The organism is Streptomyces sp. SM11 (genome assembly GCF_002910905.1).
Taxonomy (GTDB): domain Bacteria; phylum Actinomycetota; class Actinomycetes; order Streptomycetales; family Streptomycetaceae; genus Streptomyces.
The window spans coordinates 10,783-28,631 of sequence record NZ_NEUE01000309.1; the positions used below are offsets into that span (position 1 = coordinate 10,783).

12 protein-coding genes are annotated in these 17,849 nt (G+C 69.3%); 7 read left to right on the top strand and 5 right to left on the bottom strand.

The annotated features are described in order from the left end of the window. Positions 1-213 precede the first annotated feature (213 nt). The 6 genes from B9S58_RS36570 (at position 214) to B9S58_RS36595 (ending at position 8,780) form a co-directional block, all read left to right on the top strand. Positions 214-1,413 (top strand): ROK family transcriptional regulator, encoded by a 1,200-nt coding sequence (locus tag B9S58_RS36570; protein WP_103536139.1) that lies wholly within the window; start codon positions 214-216, stop codon positions 1,411-1,413. A 120-nt stretch (positions 1,414-1,533) separates the two neighbouring features. Beyond that, on the top strand, positions 1,534-2,646 hold the full coding sequence (locus B9S58_RS36575) for a sugar ABC transporter substrate-binding protein (protein WP_103536140.1): 1,113 nt from the start codon (positions 1,534-1,536) through the stop codon (positions 2,644-2,646). 278 nt (positions 2,647-2,924) lie between these two features. After that, positions 2,925-3,713, top strand: a complete 789-nt coding sequence (locus B9S58_RS36580; RefSeq protein WP_103536186.1) for an ATP-binding cassette domain-containing protein — start codon at positions 2,925-2,927, stop codon at positions 3,711-3,713. Beyond that, complete coding sequence (locus tag B9S58_RS36585; protein WP_258045249.1) at positions 3,710-5,044, top strand: sugar ABC transporter permease; 1,335 nt, start codon at positions 3,710-3,712, stop codon at positions 5,042-5,044. The genes B9S58_RS36580 and B9S58_RS36585 overlap by 4 nt, the downstream gene beginning before the upstream one ends. 163 nt (positions 5,045-5,207) lie before the next feature. Continuing rightward, a complete protein-coding gene (dxs, locus tag B9S58_RS36590) occupies positions 5,208-7,121 on the top strand; it encodes a 1-deoxy-D-xylulose-5-phosphate synthase (protein WP_103536141.1) in 1,914 nt (637 codons plus the stop codon). 192 nt (positions 7,122-7,313) lie between these two features. Next, positions 7,314-8,780, top strand: a complete 1,467-nt coding sequence (locus tag B9S58_RS36595; RefSeq protein WP_103536142.1) for an amino acid permease — start codon at positions 7,314-7,316, stop codon at positions 8,778-8,780. 138 nt (positions 8,781-8,918) lie between these two features. Here the strand turns inward: B9S58_RS36595 and B9S58_RS36605 are convergent, their stop codons facing one another. After that, positions 8,919-9,362 (bottom strand): NTP pyrophosphohydrolase, encoded by a 444-nt coding sequence (locus B9S58_RS36605; RefSeq protein ID WP_103536143.1) that lies wholly within the window; start codon positions 9,360-9,362, stop codon positions 8,919-8,921. A gap of 39 nt (positions 9,363-9,401) precedes the next feature. After that, positions 9,402-10,481: an LCP family protein gene (locus tag B9S58_RS36610; protein ID WP_103536144.1), complete on the bottom strand. Its 1,080-nt coding sequence runs from the start codon at positions 10,479-10,481 to the stop codon at positions 9,402-9,404. A gap of 339 nt (positions 10,482-10,820) precedes the next feature. Between B9S58_RS36610 and B9S58_RS36615 the strand changes: the two genes are divergently transcribed. Further along, positions 10,821-11,960 carry a hypothetical protein gene (locus B9S58_RS36615; protein ID WP_374935743.1) on the top strand — a complete coding sequence of 380 codons (1,140 nt, stop codon included), beginning with the start codon at positions 10,821-10,823 and terminating at the stop codon, positions 11,958-11,960. 107 nt (positions 11,961-12,067) lie between these two features. On the opposite strand, the gene B9S58_RS36620 is transcribed toward B9S58_RS36615, so the two are convergent. The 3 genes from B9S58_RS36620 to B9S58_RS36630 all read right to left on the bottom strand — a co-directional run bounded on the left by B9S58_RS36620 (position 12,068) and on the right by B9S58_RS36630 (position 17,715). Beyond that, positions 12,068-14,074 (bottom strand): glycosyltransferase, encoded by a 2,007-nt coding sequence (locus B9S58_RS36620; protein ID WP_103536145.1) that lies wholly within the window; start codon positions 14,072-14,074, stop codon positions 12,068-12,070. 35 nt (positions 14,075-14,109) lie between these two features. Next, positions 14,110-15,606 carry a bifunctional cytidylyltransferase/SDR family oxidoreductase gene (locus B9S58_RS36625; RefSeq protein ID WP_103536146.1) on the bottom strand — a complete coding sequence of 499 codons (1,497 nt, stop codon included), beginning with the start codon at positions 15,604-15,606 and terminating at the stop codon, positions 14,110-14,112. A 93-nt stretch (positions 15,607-15,699) separates the two neighbouring features. After that, a complete protein-coding gene (locus tag B9S58_RS36630) occupies positions 15,700-17,715 on the bottom strand; it encodes a hypothetical protein (protein WP_103536147.1) in 2,016 nt (671 codons plus the stop codon). Positions 17,716-17,849 lie beyond the last annotated feature (134 nt).

Here is a 17,849-nt window from a genome sequence, read left to right on the forward strand (position 1 = left end):
GCACACCCGTACGTTCTTCCAGGTCATGCTGCCGATGGCCAAGCCGGGCCGTTTCCGCGCGGATGAGCCCCTGCCTGCTCAGGTCTTGACGGGAGGCACCCCCAAACGGTCAGCTTAGAGTTCACATGTTGGAGGAAGCCGGGGTCTCATCGCTGCGGCCCCGGCCGGGGCGGTCTTCAGGACCGCCCGCCAAGGGCAGGAGTGGATGAGTCGATGGAGACTCCCGGGTCGCAGACATCGCTGCACAGGGCCAATCTGGAGCGGGTCGTACGCGCCGTACGGATGGCGGGATCGCTCACCCAGGCGGAGATCGCCCGGAGCACCGGGCTCTCCGCGGCCACGGTCTCCAATATCGTTCGGGAGCTGAAGGACGGCGGGACGGTCGAGGTCACCCCCACCTCGGCGGGCGGCCGGCGGGCCCGCAGCGTCTCGCTCAGCGGTGACGCGGGGATCGTCATCGGCGTCGACTTCGGCCATACGCATCTGCGTGTCGCCGTCGGCAACCTCGCCCACCAGGTGCTCGCCGAGGAGGCCGAGCCGCTGGACGTCGACGCCTCGTCGGCCGAGGGCTTCGACCGGGCGGAAGTGCTGGTCAAGCGGCTGATCGAGGCCACCGGGATCGGCCCGGACAAGGTGATCGGCATCGGGCTGGGCGTGCCGGGCCCCATCGATGTCGAGTCCGGCACGCTGGGCTCCACCTCGATCCTGCCGGGCTGGACGGGCATCAACCCCAGCGAGGAGCTCTCCGGCCGCCTCGGCGTGCCCGTGTACGTCGACAACGACGCCAATCTCGGGGCGCTCGGCGAGCTGGTCTGGGGGAGCGGGAGGGGTGTCAAGGACCTCGCGTACATCAAGGTGGCCAGCGGCGTCGGCGCCGGTCTGGTGATCGACGGGACCATCTACCGCGGTCCGGGCGGTACGGCCGGCGAGATCGGGCACATCACGCTCGACGAGTCGGGCCCGGTCTGCCGCTGCGGCAACCGCGGCTGCCTGGAGACCTTCACCGCCGCCCGCTACGTCCTGCCCCTGCTCCAGCCCAGCCACGGCCCCGGGCTCACCATGGAGCGGGTGGTCCAGCTGGCCCGGGAGGGCGATCCGGGCTGCCGCCGGGTGATCGGTGACGTGGGCCGCCACATAGGCAGCGGCGTGGCCAACCTGTGCAACCTGCTCAACCCCAGCCGCGTCGTGCTCGGCGGCTCGCTGGCGGAGGCCGGGGAGCTGGTCCTGGGACCCATACGGGACTCCGTGTCGCGTTACGCGATCCCCAGCGCCGCCCGGCAGCTCTCGGTGCTGCCCGGCGCGCTCGGCGGGCGCGCCGAGGTACTGGGCGCACTCGCCCTGGTGCTCAGCGAGATGGGGGATTCAACCCTTTTGGAGAGCACCCTCCCCGCGGCGACTCCTGCCTTCACTTAGATAACGAATGGCACCGTTGTCATCTCGTTAAGGATTTACTCCTTGACGCTGACGCTGGGGCCGAGTTGACTTCCAGCCACCTCGGCCGCAACGTCGCGGCCTCGTCAGGGAGGTTCGAGAATGAACACGCGTATGCGTCGTGCCGCCGTTGCCGTTGCCGCCACCACGATGGCGATCTCGCTGGCCGCTTGCGGGAGCGCCAAGGAGTCCGGCGACAAGGCCGAACAGGGCTCGGAGAAGAAGGGCGACGACCTGAAGATAGGTCTGCTCCTCCCCGAGAACCAGACGGCCCGTTACGAGAAGTTCGACCGGCCGATCATCGAGAAGAAGATCAGCGAGCTCACCGGCGGCAAGGCGGAGGTCGTCTACGCCAACGCCAAGCAGGACGCGACCACCCAGTCGCAGCAGGTCGACACCATGATCACCAACAAGGTCGACGCGCTCATCGTCGGCGCGGTGGACGCCAAGGCGATCGCGAACAGCGTCAAGAAGGCCAAGGACGAGGGCATTCCGGTCGTCGCGTTCGACCGCCTCGCCGAGGGTCCCATCGACGCCTACACCTCCTTCGACAACGAAGAGGTCGGCCGGGCCCAGGGCACCGCCCTGCTGGAGGCCCTGGGCGACAAGGCCGACGGCGGCACGATCGTGATGATGAACGGCGCGATCACCGACCCGAACGCCAAGCTCTTCAAGAAGGGCGCCAAGTCGGTCCTCGACGGCAAGGTGAAGTACGGCAAGGAGTACGACACCAAGGAGTGGAAGCCGGAGAACGCCAACGCCAACATGGAAGCGGCGATCACCGCACTCGGCAAGGACAAGATCGACGGCGTCTACTCCGCCAACGACGGCATGGCCGGCGGCATCATCACCGCTCTCAAGGCCGCCGGTCTGCCGAAGCTCCCCCCGGTCACCGGCCAGGACGCCGAACTGGCGGGCGTGCAGCGCATCGTCACCGGTGAGCAGTTCATGAGCGTCTACAAGTCCTACCCCGCGGAAGGCGTCGTCGCCGCCGAGATGGCCGTCGCCCTCGCCAAGGGCGAGAAGCTCGACTCCATCGCCACCTCCAAGGTCGACAACGCCAGCCAGAAGGACATCCCGACGGTGCTCGTCCCGGTCATCTCGCTGACCAAGGACAACATCAAGGACACCGTCATCAAGGACGGCATCTGGACGCTGGACGAGATCTGCACGGACAAGTACAAGGCCGACTGCGACAAGATCGGTCTGAAGTAGGCCCTTGGGACCCGGCCCGCCCCCGAGCCGCCGGGTCCCGCCCGCCGTAACGCCCACCGCGCCCCCGCGAAGGCCGAAACGGCCCCACCGACCGCGCACGCGACCGCCGTACACCGGCCCGCACGCGCCACGAAGCCTGTCCGGCGCCCCGCACACCAACCGTCCCGCTACCGGGCGGGGCGCCGGACGGAACGCTCACACCTCATCTGTTCTCTTTGCTCGACACCGCCGCGCCTTCCCCCGGGTGCGGCATCCCCGCCGGTCAGGCGGCGAAGGAGATGGTTCATGTGTCCGCTACGCCCGTGTTGGCGTTGCGAGGGGTCTCCAAGCGCTTCGGTGCCGTCCAGGTACTCACCGATGTAGAGCTTGAGGTCCACGCCGGCGAGGTGGTCGCCCTGGTGGGCGACAACGGCGCCGGTAAATCAACGCTGGTCAAGACGATCGCCGGAGTGCACCCCATCGATGACGGTGTCATCGAGTGGGAGGGCAGGGCCGTGCGGATCGACAAGCCGCACGACGCCCAGAACCTCGGCGTCGCGACCGTCTATCAGGACCTCGCGCTGTGCGACAACATCGATGTCGTCGGCAACCTCTATCTCGGCCGGGAGCTGCGCAGGTTCGGCATCCTGGACGAGGTCGAGATGGAGCGCCGCTCCCGCGAGCTGCTGTCCACGCTCTCCATCCGGATCCCGAGCGTCCGCATCCCGATCGCCTCGCTCTCCGGTGGCCAGCGTCAGACCGTGGCCATCGCCCGGTCGATGCTCGGTGAGCCCCGCCTCGTCATCCTCGACGAGCCGACCGCCGCCCTCGGCGTCGAGCAGACCGCCCAGGTCCTCGACCTCGTCGAGCGGCTGCGCGAGCGCGGCCACGCGGTCGTCCTCATCAGCCACAACATGGCCGATGTGAAGGCCGTCGCCGACAAGGTCGCCGTGCTCCGGCTGGGCCGGAACAACGGTGTCTTCGATGTGAAGACCACCTCCCAGGAAGAGATCATCTCCGCCATCACGGGCGCCACGGACAACGCCGTGACCCGACGAGCGGCGCGCAACGCGGAGGTTTCCAAGTGACCACCGACGAGACCACCGACCCGGTGGACAAGACCGGCACCTCGCTGGACAAGGCCGATGCCCCGACGGACGCGCCGCCGGCCGGCAATCCGGACGCGGCCGAGGGCGCCGACACGGTCGTCGACCCGCGCCTGCTCATCCGCGAGCAGGGACTCGCCGGCTACGTCACCGAGTTCAAGCGCAAGATCAGCGGCGGCGACCTGGGCTCGATACCGGTGATCGTCGGACTCGCGATCATCGCCATCGTCTTCCAGAGCATGAACTCCGAGTTCCTCTCCGCGAAGAACATCAGCGACATCGCCACCACGATGGTCGCCACCGGCATGATGGCCGTGGGCATCATCTTCGTCCTGATGCTCGGCGAGATCGACCTCTCGGTCGGCTCCGTCTCCGGTGTCTCCGGCGCCCTCGTCGCGGTGCTCAGCGTCACCCAGGGCATGAACGAATGGCTGGCGATCCTCGTCGCCATCGTCAGCGGCGCGGTGATGGGCGCGATCCACGGCTTCTTCTTCGCCCGGATCGGGGCGCCCGCCTTCGCCGTCACCCTGGCCGGCCTGCTGTTCTGGCTCGGCTTCATGCTCCAGCTGCTCGGCGACTCCGGCACGATCAACCTGGACGGCGACGGGGTGGTCGGCAAGCTGACCACGTACTACTTCACCGACGTGGCCGCCGCCTACGGGCTCGCCGCCATCGCGGTCGTCGGCTACTTCGCCGCGGCCTTCCTGGACTCCCGCCGCCGCGAGGCGGCCGGCATCCCGGCCCGCCCGCTCGCCGACATCGTCGTGCGCACCGCGGTCATCGCCGTGTTCGGCTTCGCCGCCGCGTACATGTTCAACCAGTACCGCGGCCTGCCGCTCGCCCTGGTCCTCTTCCTGATCGTCCTGGTCGGCACGGACTTCCTGCTCCGTCGCACGGCCTACGGGCGGAAGATCTTCGCGCTCGGCGGCAGCGTCGAGGCCTCCCGGCGTGCCGGTATCAACGTCACCGCGATCCGCGTCTCCGTCTTCTCCATCGCGGGGACCTTCGCGGCGATCGGCGGCCTGTTCTGGGCCTCCAAGATCGCGGCGGCCAACCAGGGCTCCGGCACCGGCGACCTTCTGATGAACGTCATCGCGGCGGCCGTCATCGGCGGCACCAGCCTCTTCGGCGGCCGCGGCCGCACCTGGAACGCCCTGCTCGGCGTCATGGTGATCGTCTCCATCCAGTACGGACTGTCGCTGGAAGGCATCGCCACGCCCATCCAGTACATGGTCACGGGCGCCGTGCTCCTCGCCACGGTCGTCATCGACTCCGTCACCCGTAAGACCCAGAAGACCGCAGGCCGCGCCTGACCGCGGAACCGCGCAGGTGCCCGGTGCCCCCAGGGGTGCCGGGCACCTGCGCGTGTCCGGCGTTCCCTGTGCGAACAAGACCGCCCGCTGCCCGCCGCCGCGAGCGGAACATTAGACTCATCGGATCGGCACGCTCGATCAGCTCAAACGCAAGGAGGCACGGGTGGATCTGCTGACCCGCATCAAGGGACCGCGCGACCTGGACCGGCTCAGCCTCGGTGAGCTGGAGCAGCTCGCGGAGGAGATCCGCACCTTCCTCGTGGACGCGGTGTCCAAGACCGGTGGACACCTCGGCCCCAACCTGGGCGTCGTCGAGCTCACCATCGCCCTGCACCGGGTCTTCGAGTCGCCCAGCGACAAGGTGCTGTGGGACACCGGCCACCAGGCTTACGTCCACAAGCTGCTCACCGGCCGCCAGGACTTCTCCCGGCTCAAGAGCAAGGGCGGCCTCTCCGGCTACCCCTCCCGGGCCGAGTCCGAGCACGACATCATCGAGAACAGCCACGCCTCCGGGGTGCTCGGCTGGGCCGACGGCCTCGCCAAGGCGAACGAGGTCCTGAAGAAGGACGACCACGTCGTCGCGGTCATCGGCGACGGCGCGCTCACCGGCGGTATGGCCTGGGAGGCGCTGAACAACATCGCCGCCGCCAAGGACCGCCCGCTCGTCATCGTCGTCAACGACAACGAGCGCTCCTACGCCCCGACGATCGGCGGCCTGGCCAACCACCTCGCCACGCTCCGTACGACCGACGGTTACGAGCGGTTCCTGGCCCGCGGCAAGGACATCCTGGAGCGCACGCCCGTCGTCGGCCGTCCGCTGTACGAGACCCTGCACGGCGCGAAGAAGGGCCTCAAGGACTTCATCGCCCCGCAGGGCATGTTCGAGGACCTCGGCCTGAAGTACGTCGGCCCGATCGACGGCCACGACATCGAGGCCCTGGAATCCGCGCTCCAGCGCGCCAAGCGCTTCGGCGGCCCGGTCATCGTGCACTGCCTCACCGAGAAGGGCCGCGGCTACACCCCCGCCCTCCAGGACGAGGCCGACCGCTTCCACGCGGTGGGCAAGATCCACCCGGACACCGGCCTGCCGATCTCCACGTCCGGCCTCGACTGGACCTCGGTCTTCGGCGAGGAGATGCTCAAGCTCGGCCAGGAGCGCGAGGACATCGTCGCGATCACCGCGGCCATGCTCCAGCCCGTCGGCCTCGGCAAGTTCGAGGCCGCCTTCCCGGACCGGATCTACGACGTCGGCATCGCCGAGCAGCACGGCGCGGTCTCCGCGGCCGGCCTGGCCACCGGCGGCCTCCACCCGGTCTTCGCGGTCTACGCCACCTTCCTCAACCGCGCCTTCGACCAGGTCCTGATGGACGTCGCCCTGCACAAGTGCGGCGTCACCTTCGTCCTGGACCGGGCTGGCATCACCGGCACGGACGGCGCCTCGCACAACGGCATGTGGGACATGTCGATCCTCCAGTGCGTGCCCACGCTCCGGATCGCCGCCCCACGCGACGCCGACCAGGTCCGCGCCCAGCTGCGCGAGGCCGTCGCCGTCGACGACGCGCCCACCGTGGTCCGCTTCTCCAAGGGTGCGGTCGGACCCGCCGTCAAGGCGGTCGGCAAGGCCGGCGGTATGGACATCCTGCGCGAGCCGAAGGCCGTCCGCCCGGACGTCCTGGTCGTCTCCGTCGGCGCGCTCGCCCCGATGTGCCTGGAGATCGCCGACCTGCTGGACGCCCAGGGCATCTCCAGCACGGTCGTCGACCCCCGCTGGGTCAAGCCCGTCGACGAGGCGCTCGCCCCGCTCGCCGAGCGCCACCGCGTCGTCGTCACGGTCGAGGACAACAGCCGCGCCGGAGGTGTCGGCTCGGCCGTCGCCCAGGCCCTGCGCGACGCCGGGGTCGACGTGCCGCTGCGCGACTTCGGCATCCCGCCGGTCTTCCTCGACCACGCCTCACGCGGCGAGGTCATGGCCGAGATCGGACTGACCGCGCCGGACATCGCCCGGCAGGTCACCGGCCTGGTCGCCAAGCTCGACGGCCGCTTCGAGAGCCGTGCGGTCGAGGCCGCCCGCGACTGACCCGCGAACATCTCTCCGTACGGCCGACGGGCCGGGAGAACCGCCCCTGCGGGTGGTTCTCCCGGCCCGTTCGCGTGAAACGGGCCGGATGGCGCGTTCCCGCGCCCTACCCGGTCCCGACCATGGCGTTCACAACGAATGCGTGGAGGTAACGCAGGGAGCGCGCAGGTCACACCACCCCACGGAAAGGGCATGTTCCGCACCAAGTCCGTCGAGCAGTCGATCCTTGACACCGAGGAACCCGAGCACGCGCTCAAGAAGTCCCTCTCCGCCGTGGACCTCACGGTCTTCGGCGTGGGCGTCATCATCGGTACCGGCATCTTCGTCCTCACGGGCAAGGTCGCCAAGGAGACGGCGGGACCCGCGACCGCCCTCGCGTTCGTCGCGGCGGGCGTCGTGTGCGCGCTGGCCGCACTCTGCTACGCCGAGTTCGCCTCCACCGTCCCGGTGGCGGGCTCCGCGTACACCTTCGCGTACACGTCACTGGGCGAACTGGTCGCCTGGATCATCGGCTGGGACCTGGTGCTGGAGTTCGCGCTGGGCACCGCGGTGGTCGCGGTCGGCTGGTCCGGCTACGTCCGCTCACTGATGGAGAACGTCGACTGGACGATGCCCGACGCGCTCTCGGGACCGGACGTGGCGGAAGGGTTCGGCTTCGACCTCCTGGCCTTCGCCCTGGTGCTGGTGCTGACCGTCGTCCTGGTCGTCGGCATGAAGCTGTCCGCCCGGGTCACCTCGGTCGTGGTGGCGATCAAGGTCGGCGTGGTCCTCATGGTGATCATCGCGGGCCTGTTCTTCATCAAGGCCGAGAACTACGAGCCCTTCATCCCCCCGGCCGAGCAGCAGCCCGCCGGTTCGGGCTGGGACGCCCCGCTCGTGCAGCTGATCTTCGGCTACGAACCCACCAATTTCGGCATCATGGGCATCTTCACGGCCGCTTCCATCGTCTTCTTCGCGTTCCTCGGCTTCGACGTGGTGGCCACCGCCGCCGAGGAGACCAAGCTGCCCCAGCGCGACATGCCGCGCGGTATCCTCGGCTCGCTCATCATTTGCACGGTGCTCTACGTGGCGGTCTCGATCGTGGTCACCGGCATGCAGCACTACAGCGAACTCTCCGTCAGCGCCCCGCTCGCCGATGCCTTCAAGGCCACCGGGCACCCCTTCTACGCCGGTCTCATCAGCTTCGGCGCGGCGGTCGGCCTCACCACGGTCTGCATGATCCTGCTGCTCGGCCAGACCCGGGTCTTCTTCGCGATGAGCCGCGACGGCCTGCTCCCGCGCTTCTTCTCCAGGACGCACCCGCGCTTCCGCACCCCCTACCGCCCGACGATCCTGCTCGGCGTGCTGATCGCGGTCATCGCCGGGTTCACGAGCATCGAGGAGCTGGCCACCCTGGTGAACATCGGCACGCTCTTCGCGTTCGTCATCGTCGCCCTCGGCGTCCTGGGTCTGCGCCGCACCCGGCCGGACCTGCCCCGAGCGTTCCGTACCCCGTGGGTGCCGGTGCTCCCGATCGTCTCGGTGGCCGCCTCGGTCTGGCTGATGCTCAACCTGCCCGTGGAGACCTGGGTGCGGTTCGGCGCCTGGATGACCCTCGGTGTGATCATCTACTTCGTGTACGGGCGCTCCCACAGCCGCATGGCCGGGCTGGGGCGCTAAGGGGTGTCTGACCATTCCCGTCCGCCTCACGACGCCATGCACGCGCTCTCGCCGCACCGACCCCGGAGCCAAGTACGTCCAGTACGAGGGCCTGGGGCCGGCACGCCGTGAGCACGCACCCGACGCCGCACGGCCGTCCTACGGGCGACGACGGGAATTGTCGGACACTCCCTGGCGATCCTCGTCCCCGGGGGCCGGCAGCGGCCGTACCGTACGGGGTCCGACGCACCGGGCCCCGTGCGCCTCGACCCGCTGCCGCAGTCCGCGGTCGGCGGTGACGACGACGCAGTCCCGGTCCGCGGAGGCCCCGGCCGCCAGTTCGGCGATCAGGTCGTCGCCACTGCCGGGGGCCGGGTCGACCCGGACTCCGGCCACGGACGCGACGCCCCGGGCGGCCCCTTCGACGACGAGCACCAGCTCGACGGGGCCGGGCAGCCCCGGCAGCCCGGCCGCCGCGTACGGGACCAACGAGTCCCGCAGCCGGGTCGCCGCCCCGCGCCGGTCCCGCCACCACCCGTCGGGCACGGAACCGACCACATTGGCGGCGTCCACGATCACCAGCGTCGTATCGTCGTCGCTCATTCCGGCAGGGTGTCACGGGGAGCGGGGCACTACGGGGCGTCAGCCCGCGGTGGCGGGGGACTTCTTCGCTTCCTCGGGGATCGTGGTGTCCTCGCGGATCGCCTTCCACAGCTGATCCGCCTGCGGCTGGGCCGCGATCACCCGGTTGTCGTCGATCTTGTCGTACTCCACCGGCAGCATGATCGTCTCCATCGAGGCCGGGTCGACGCCGTTCATCGAGCGGGCGAACTCCGCCAGCGAGGTGAGCGAGGCGAGTCCCGAGTCCGTGGTGAGCGACTTGGTGGCCGATTTGGCGATCTTGTACGAGTTCGCCGGACTGCCCAGCAGGTCCTGCGACTTGACCTCGCTCAGCAGGGCCATCAGGAACTGCTGCTGGAGCCCGATGCGGCCGAGGTCGCTGCCGTCGCCGATACCGTGCCGGGTCCGGACGTACGCCAGGGACTCGGTGCCGTTCAGCTTCTGCGGGCCCGCGGTGAGACTCAGCCCGGAGGCCTTGTCGTCGATGTCCTGCGGTACGTCGACGGTGACCCCGCCGATGGCGTCGACCAGGTCCTTGAACCCCGCGAAGTCGATCTCGAGGTAGTGGTCGATGCGGACGCCGGACATCTTCTCCACCGTCTTCACCACACAGGTCTGACCGACCTGCGAGTAGACGGAGTTGAACATGACGCGTTCCTTGGCCGACACGGTGGATCCGTCGTCCCTGACGCACTCGGGCCGGGTCACCAGGGTGTCGCGCGGGATGGAGACGGCGACGGCCTTCGACCGGCCCTCCGGTATGTGCACCACCATCGCGGTGTCGGAGCGGGCGCCGCCGACGGCCCCGCCGCCGCCCAGCTCCTTGTTCTCCGCCCCGGCACGCGAGTCCGAGCCGAGGACCAGCAGGTTCTGCCCGCTGGTGGGAAGCTTCTCCGGGCGGTCCTCACCGAGCGCCTTGTTGATGTCGACGGCCTTGATGTTCCCGTCGAGCTGGCTGTAGAGCCAGTAGACGGTGCCGCCGCCGGCGAGCAGCAGGACGAGCAGGACACCGAGCGTGATCTTGAGGCCGCGGCGGCGCTTGCGGGGTTTGGCGGCGCGTCGGGATGTGCGCGGGCCCGAAGGCATGACGTCGTTGCTCATCCTGCAGGAGTCCCTTGTTCTCTTGGCCCGGTCGGGCGGTGTGGAGTGGGGGACTCGGGTGGGGCCGGTCCACGCGCGTGGGGGAGCTGAGCGTGCACTATAGACAGATTTTCGAATGTTGTGTAATTCTTCACGCGCTCTTCGGCTCTCGTACATGAGGGCCGCCCGTGGCGCGATGTGGCGGTGAATTCCTCCGCCACCTCGTCGTGCCGGGGAGCGCTGCACGACGGCCCGGACAGGGATTCTATGATGGGTGCTATCGGTCTGCCGCCCGTCCAGAACGCCGACGCGTTGCCCGGGGCGGGGCCGAGGAACTTCTGGGAAGGACGACCTCACGCCATGCCGGTCAGATCCAAGCGCGCTGCCCGGAGAGGGGTCCCGCACCCGGGTGCCGAGGACCACGACGCCCTTGTGCGGAGCGACGCCCCCGCGCCTCTCCGCGTTCGTTCCACCGCAGGTGGCCGGTGGCTGGTCCTGGGCAAGGACGGCAGGCTCACTGCTTACGCGGTGGCCGCACAGGGACTGCTGCGCTGGACGGAGGAGTCACCCGGCGGCCCCCGGTGGACCGGCCCGGTGCTCATTCCGGCTCCGCATCTGACGCACCTGTCCGTGGCCCAGGGCGCCGACGGTTTCGTGCGCTTCGTCGGCCGCCGAGCCGTCGAGGGGGACCACGGCCAGGCCGTCGACCTGGTGAGCGCCACCCAGTTCCAGTCCGGCCGCCCCCTCACCGGATGGCGGTCGCTCGGGAACCAGCACAAGGAACCCGAGAAGGCGGCGCGCATCGGCATACCGTCGGCCGCGGTGGGCCGGTCCGGCGCGCTCCACGTCTTCGTGCGGAACGCGAACGGAAGTCTCGTCATGCGGCGCGAGACCGCGGGCGGCAGCTGGCAGGGATGGCAGGACCTGAAGACCGGACGGATCCGGGACGGAGCTGCCGTGGCCGCCACCTCGACCGGTCGCGTGGAGGTGGTCGCCCCCGGGGACGGTCTGACGGTGCGCTGGACCCAGAGCGAGCCCGAGGGCGCCTTCCAACGCGACCAGGACATTCCGTTCGGCCATGCCGCAGGAAGCGCCGTCGCACTGGAGACCGCGCCGGAACGGATGACGTTCTACTGGGCGGACGAGGGCACGGGCGGCGTAGTGGCGTACCGCCCGGGCACCTGGGCCATCTCCCTGGGCGGTGCGGCCTCGAACGTCCCGGTCGCAGCCCTGCGCGCCGTGCTCGACGGCTACGACTGCACGGTGCTCGCCCACCGGGGCCACGACGGCCAGGTCATGCTGGCGGCCTGCGGTACGGAGAACGAGGGCGGCGGCGTGTGGTGGTCGCCCACCGGCGAGAACTGCGCGGGCGGTCCGGCGCTCGCCCACGACGTGTACGGGCGGGTGGTGCTGGCCCTGATCGGCGAGGACGGCGCCCTGCACGTCGCCCGTCAGAGGCGCGAGCCCGGTCTCGCCCTGGAGCCGTCCGTACGGGTGTGACGGCGACGGCGGGAGCACCGTCCCCTCGGGGGCGCTCCCGCCGTTCACGTTTCTGCTCCCGCCCGCGCGGGGTGTTCCCCGCCCGCGGGAGCGTCCTGACCGAGGGCTCAGGTGAGGAGCTTCAGCCCGATCGACAGGTAGTTGCTGTCCGTGTAGTACGGGTGGAAACGCACCGAACGGCCCTGCGGTGTGGCGACCACCCGCTGCGGGAAGACGTTCACGGGCTTTCGCTGCACGATGTCGTCGGCGAAGCGGCCGATCCGCAGCCGGTGCGCGGTGCCCGAGACCGTCAGATTCGCCGGGATGCTCAGGGAGAGGTCCCAGATGCTGTCCAGCTCGATCATCCGGTCGCCGTACTGCAGGATATCGATGGTGAAGCTGGCGCCGCCGTTGGAGAACGCGCAGGGGATCGTGAAGAACGACTCCTTGTTCTTCCGGCTCTGCGCGATGACGTGCGCGCCGTGCCCGTCGGCGTCGACCTGGGGGCCGCCCTGCGCGGCGGCGACTCCCAGCGCGAACATCTGCACGTTGAGATGCGAATCCGCCGTCTCGATCCCGAGTACCTCCGCGTGCGCGGGAACCTCGCGGGAGACGATCTGGAGATATCCGCCGTCGGGCGAGCGCGTGAACGACCGGAAGCGCACCGGGGAGGAGCTCGCGCCGGAGATGAGCGAGTTCGCGGACTGCTGGAGTTCCTTGATCTTGATGCGGCGCATCACCCCGTCGTCCTCGCGGCGGAGGAGGACGTTCCAGGTCCCGGTGGCCAGCCGGAGCTGCCCGGGGATCGCCGCGTAGTGCCCGTTGGCCGTCTGCTCCGCGGGGCCCGTCATCAGGGCCTGCCGGCCGTCCGCCGCGTTCACGCACAGGACGGTGAAGCGGTGGCCGGCGGCCCGGGTCGGGTCGACGACGAGTTCGAGGTCCCCCGAGGAGGTGGCCCGGCACAGTGCCTCGGGGCGGTAGTCGCGGGCCGTGAGCAGCCTGGCGAGGTACGTCTCGTAGGTGATGGCCTGTGACTCGTTGCTGTAGTCGCGTGCCTTCTCGACCGCGTTGGCGCCCATCTGCGCCCGGGTCTCGGCGTCGCCCATGAGCCAGTCGAGGTTCTTGGCGAACGTCTCCGTGTCGCCCACGGGGGACAGCGCCCCGTCCACACCGTCGGAGATGATCTCCGACGGACCGTGCGGGCCGGCGGTGCTGAGTACCGGGACGCCACAGGTCATGGCCTCCACGATCGTCAGTCCGAAGGTCTCGTCCGTCGAGGTCGAGGTGTGCAGCGCCGACTTGGCCAGCTCCTCACGGAGGTGCTTCGTGTGCCCCATGAGGAGGATGCGCTCGCTCGCGCCCATGTCGTCGATGAGCTTGCGGAGCTTCGGCTTCTCCGCACCGCTTCCGTAGATGCGCAGGGTCCAGTCGGGGTACTTCGTGCCCAGTCGCCCGAAGGCGTCGACGAGGAGGTCGAACCGCTTCCAGTCGACCATGCGCCCCGACGCGGTGACGATGCGCGACTCACGTACGTCGGACCGCATGAACGTGCTGGTTACCGCGTTGGGAACGGCGTGGAAGTCGGTGCCGACCGCCCCGTAGGCGTCCCGGTGCGTCTGGGCGTCCCTCGACGTCACCGTGACGAAGCCGTCCAGCTGCGGGATGGCGAGGTCCAGCATCTGCCGCGAGGCGCGGCTCTGGTGGTGGTAGTGCGTGTGCGCCTGACCCAGCGTGACGTATCCGTCAGTGCCCAGAGCGGCCACGAGTGCGATGGTGCTCGGCGACGTCGCGATCACGACGTCGGCATCGGCGCTCTTCAGGTACTCGGCGGCACGCTCGTCCACGAGCCTGCTGTAGCGGTTCTTGTCGTCGGGCTTCCACCCGGCGCCGGGGCAGTGCTCGGTGGCGGCCCGGTGCAGCGGATGGGTGAGGTCCGGCGAGCCGTCACGGGTGTCGACGAGGGTGCGCAGGGTGATGGACGGGTCGAACCGCAGCGGCGGGACGTCGTGGTACTGGAAGGTGCTCACCAGCTCGACCTCGTGCTGCCGGGCGGCGAGGGAGTTGGCGAGCGTCTGCGTGGCGACGGACGTACCGGACTGCCCGTACGCGCTGTACATCAGGAATGCGATCTTCACAGGTCCCCCCGGGATCGGTGGCCATGAGGCCCGGCTCAGTCGGAATGACTCTCGGAGTGGTTCAGGACCTGCGAGAGAGCGGATTCGAAGGCGGAGTCGGGCGCCGACGTCGGGTCCTGCCGCCGCACGTCGATCACATGCCCCGTCATCGTGGAGAGAAGCACGTCGAGCGAGCTGCGCGCGACCTCCTCCGACGAGAGCAGGGACCCCTCCGGCTCCTGCCCGAACGCCTTGGTGCGCATCGGGGTCGCGGTGCGCTCCGGGTTCACGCAGTTGACCCGGATGCCGTCCTCGGCCCATTCGTCCGACAGCGCCTGGGTGAGGTTGACCATGGCGGCCTTGGTGGAGGAGTACAGGCTGTACTCGGCGCGGCCGCGGGTGTAGCTGCTGGAGGTGAAGAGCAGCAGCTGTCCGGAGGTCTCGGCCAGGTACTTGTGCGAGGTACGGGCGATGTTCACGGGCGCGAGGTAGTTGACCTCCATCGCCTCGCGGACGGTGGCGTTGTCGGCCTGGTCGAGCCTGCCGATGCGCAGCACGCCCGCGGTGTTGACCACGTAGTCGATCCGGCCGGTCTCGGCGTAAGCGGTGGCGAAGGCCTCGTCCACGTGGTCGGGGTTCTCGACGTGGGTCCCGGTCGTGGAGCGTCCCAGCGCGTAGACGTTCGCCCCGTACTCCCGCGCTGTTCGGGCGATGTCGCCGCCGATCCCGTACGAGCCGCCGAAGACGAGCATGGTGCGGCCCGCCAGCCGGTCCCGGTAGAACTCCTCGCCGCTGTGCGCAGGGGCCGCAGTGGAGGCCAGCTGGAACAGCTTGTCGGCGATGAAGACGTCGACGGGCTGGGTCACCTTCATGTTGTACTCGTCGCCCGTCACCACATGGACGGGGACGTCGGGCAGGTACTTCACGACGACCGAGCAGTCGTCGGTCGCCTGGAAGAACGGGTCCGCGGCCGCGTGTTCGTAGGCGGCGCGGATGGTGGAGAGCCAGAAACCCTGCGGGGTCTGTCCCCGCCGGAGCCGGGCGCGGTCGGGCACCTCGGTGATGAACTCCCCGTCGTTCCCGTGCGTCCGGGTGACGATCACGGTGTCGGACGACGGGATGGCCACGTCGACGGCCCGGTAGCGCTCCAGCGCCTCCACGCATTCCTTGACCACACGCTGGGACAGCATCGGGCGCACGGCGTCGTGGAACAGCAGGTTGCAGTCCTGGTCGGCGCCGAGCCGCCCGGACACCGCCGCGATCGCGATGTTCGTCGTCTCACTGCGGGTGCCGCCCCCGGCCAGCACCGCCGACACCTTGCGCAGCCCCGCCCCGGCGACGATCTTCTCGGCCTCCGGCACATGGCTCGGCGTCATCAGAACGATGACGTCGTCGATGTCCGGAGCGTTCTCGAAGACCCGCAGGGTGTGCTCCAGGATGGGCCTCCCCGCGATCTTCAGAAGCTGCTTCGGGATGGCGAGCCCGATGCGCTGCCCGGTGCCACCGGCGAGGACAACGGCGACTGTACGGCGACGGGTGGCGCGCGTGGTCAAGACGTTCCTGCTTCCTGTCGAGGATGAGGGGCGTACGAGTGGCCCGGACACGGAGCGTCCGGGCGACTGGGAGTGTGCGGAATCCGAGTGCGGTCAGGCCAGCTGACGCGGTTGCTGACCGGGGATGCCGGGGTCGTCCGGGTGCTCGACGGGGAAGTCCCGGATCCCGGACCGGTAGAGAGTGTTCGCGGCCTCGGCGAAGCGGACGGTCGACGGCGGGTTGTCCGGTCCCAGCAGGTATTCCTTGAGCTGTTCCCGGTAGGGGGCCATCACGTCCTGGTCGACGGAGAGCATGGCGGTGAGCGCCGTCTCCAGACCGTTGCACTCGGCGTCGAGGAGGTACGAGGCGTACGCGGTGCGCTGCTCGTTCCGGAACTCGGCGTCGGGGAGCCCTTCGAGGTTGAAGATGGCGTACGGCTTGCGGGTCGCCACGAAGTCCGAGACCACGCTCGACATGTCCCCGATGAGCAGGTCGGAGTGGTTGAAGCAGTCGTACAGCGTGGGCACCTTGTCGGTCACGACATGGTGCGCGTCGACGGGTAGCGAGTCCCAGTAGAGCGTGCCCGCCTGGTCGCGGAACTTGCGGATACGGGTGGTCCGCTCCGCCTCGGTCAGGTCCGGGTACTTGGAGCGGATGCCACGCTCCTGGAGCGCGGCGAGGCGCTTGTCGATCCGGGCCAGCCGGCGGGCCGCGGTCTTCGAGTCGAGGACCTTGCGTCCGAACCGGCGGGCGTTGTCCTCCTGGAGGAGCGTGATGATGCGCCGGTGTGCGGCTGCGGCCGCGGGCGAGCGGGTGCCGGTCAGCGGATGCGGCTTGTAGATGATCCGCAGCTGCTCCTTGTACGAGAGCAGGGTGCGTACGAGGTGCTCGCCGGCCGGGATGACGGAGGTGTAGCAGGCGTCGTCCGTCCAGCCCTCCCAGGTGGGGGCGTAGATGACGGTAGGTATCTCGTTGTCGACCGAACCCGTCCAGCGGCGCAGGGGCATCAGCTGCGGGCGCCCGACCTCCACGATCTGGTGGGCGGTCACCGCGTGCTTGATGCGCTCGTAGCGGTCGCGTCCGGCGCGTCCGGCCACCCAGATCTCGTCGAAGACCTTGCTGACGCGGTTGCTGCTGGCCAGCTTGTCGCTGTCGCCGTGACCGATGAAGACGTGCTTGACCTCGTGCCGCTGGAGCATGTGCACGTTCTTTCCGGCGTTGCCGGGGTAGAGCGTGACGCGGAGCTCGGGCATCTCGACGCGGGCCAGGTACTCGGCCTTGGGCACGCAGATGACCGGTACGGAGGTGGCGTCCAGGAAGCGCAGGGTGGCCCGCTCGCGCAGCACGATGATGGGGCGCAGGTCCAGCTCCTCCAGCGACTCCAGCCACATGTTCACCTGGTACATGAAGTCGCGGGAGACGGCGGCGAACGTGAAGTACAGGGCGACCTGCGGCCGGTACTGCCCGAGCTGCCAGTTCAGCTCGTCGATGGCCTCGTCGGGCGTGGGCAGGATCAGCGCGTTCCGGGCTCCGGGCAGCAGGACGAGCACGGCCAGGAAGGCGAGCCAGACCGTGGCGATCCCGCCGAAGGTCACGTACTTCCAGTCGTCCGTGGCGACGGTGCCGATCGCACCGGCCACCAGCGGGACGTCCAGGTGCAGCATCTTGCGGACGTGCTTGGTCGTCAGGAACGGGTGCGGCAGGCGGCGGATGCCCAGCGCTTCGAGGTCCAGCCCGCGCGTGGTGAAGGGCAGCGCCGCGCGTTCGGACTTGACCCGCTTGATCATCGCCCCGTAGACGAGCTGCAGCGTGAAGAGCAGCAGTAGCCCCACCGCCGTCATCTGGATGACGAACGAGTCGAGGTCGATGATGGTGCCGCAGAGTGCGAGCAGCAGGAACTGACGGATCAGGAAGCGGATGGTGAGCCCGAAGCGTGAGTCCCTCAGCCGTTCCAGGGTGGAGGACTCGGCGGAGTGCAGGAGCAGGTCGGCCAGGTAGCTGACGGCCGCCGCGAAGGCGAAGACGGGCAGCGACACCATCACGACCGCTGCCATCATCGCCACGAAGCTGAGCACCAGAGCAGCTGTGATCAGGACCCCCAGCACGGCCTGACGTTTTTGCTCGCCCATGGGCTGCCGACCCCTCCCTCGAATGATCTTGTGCGGCGCTGGCTACGTTGCCGGCCAGTAACAGGACTGCCGCACGTCACAGTGGGGCCGTGCCGCGGTGGTACTCCGATGCGGACGGTGCGTAAGGAACTTGT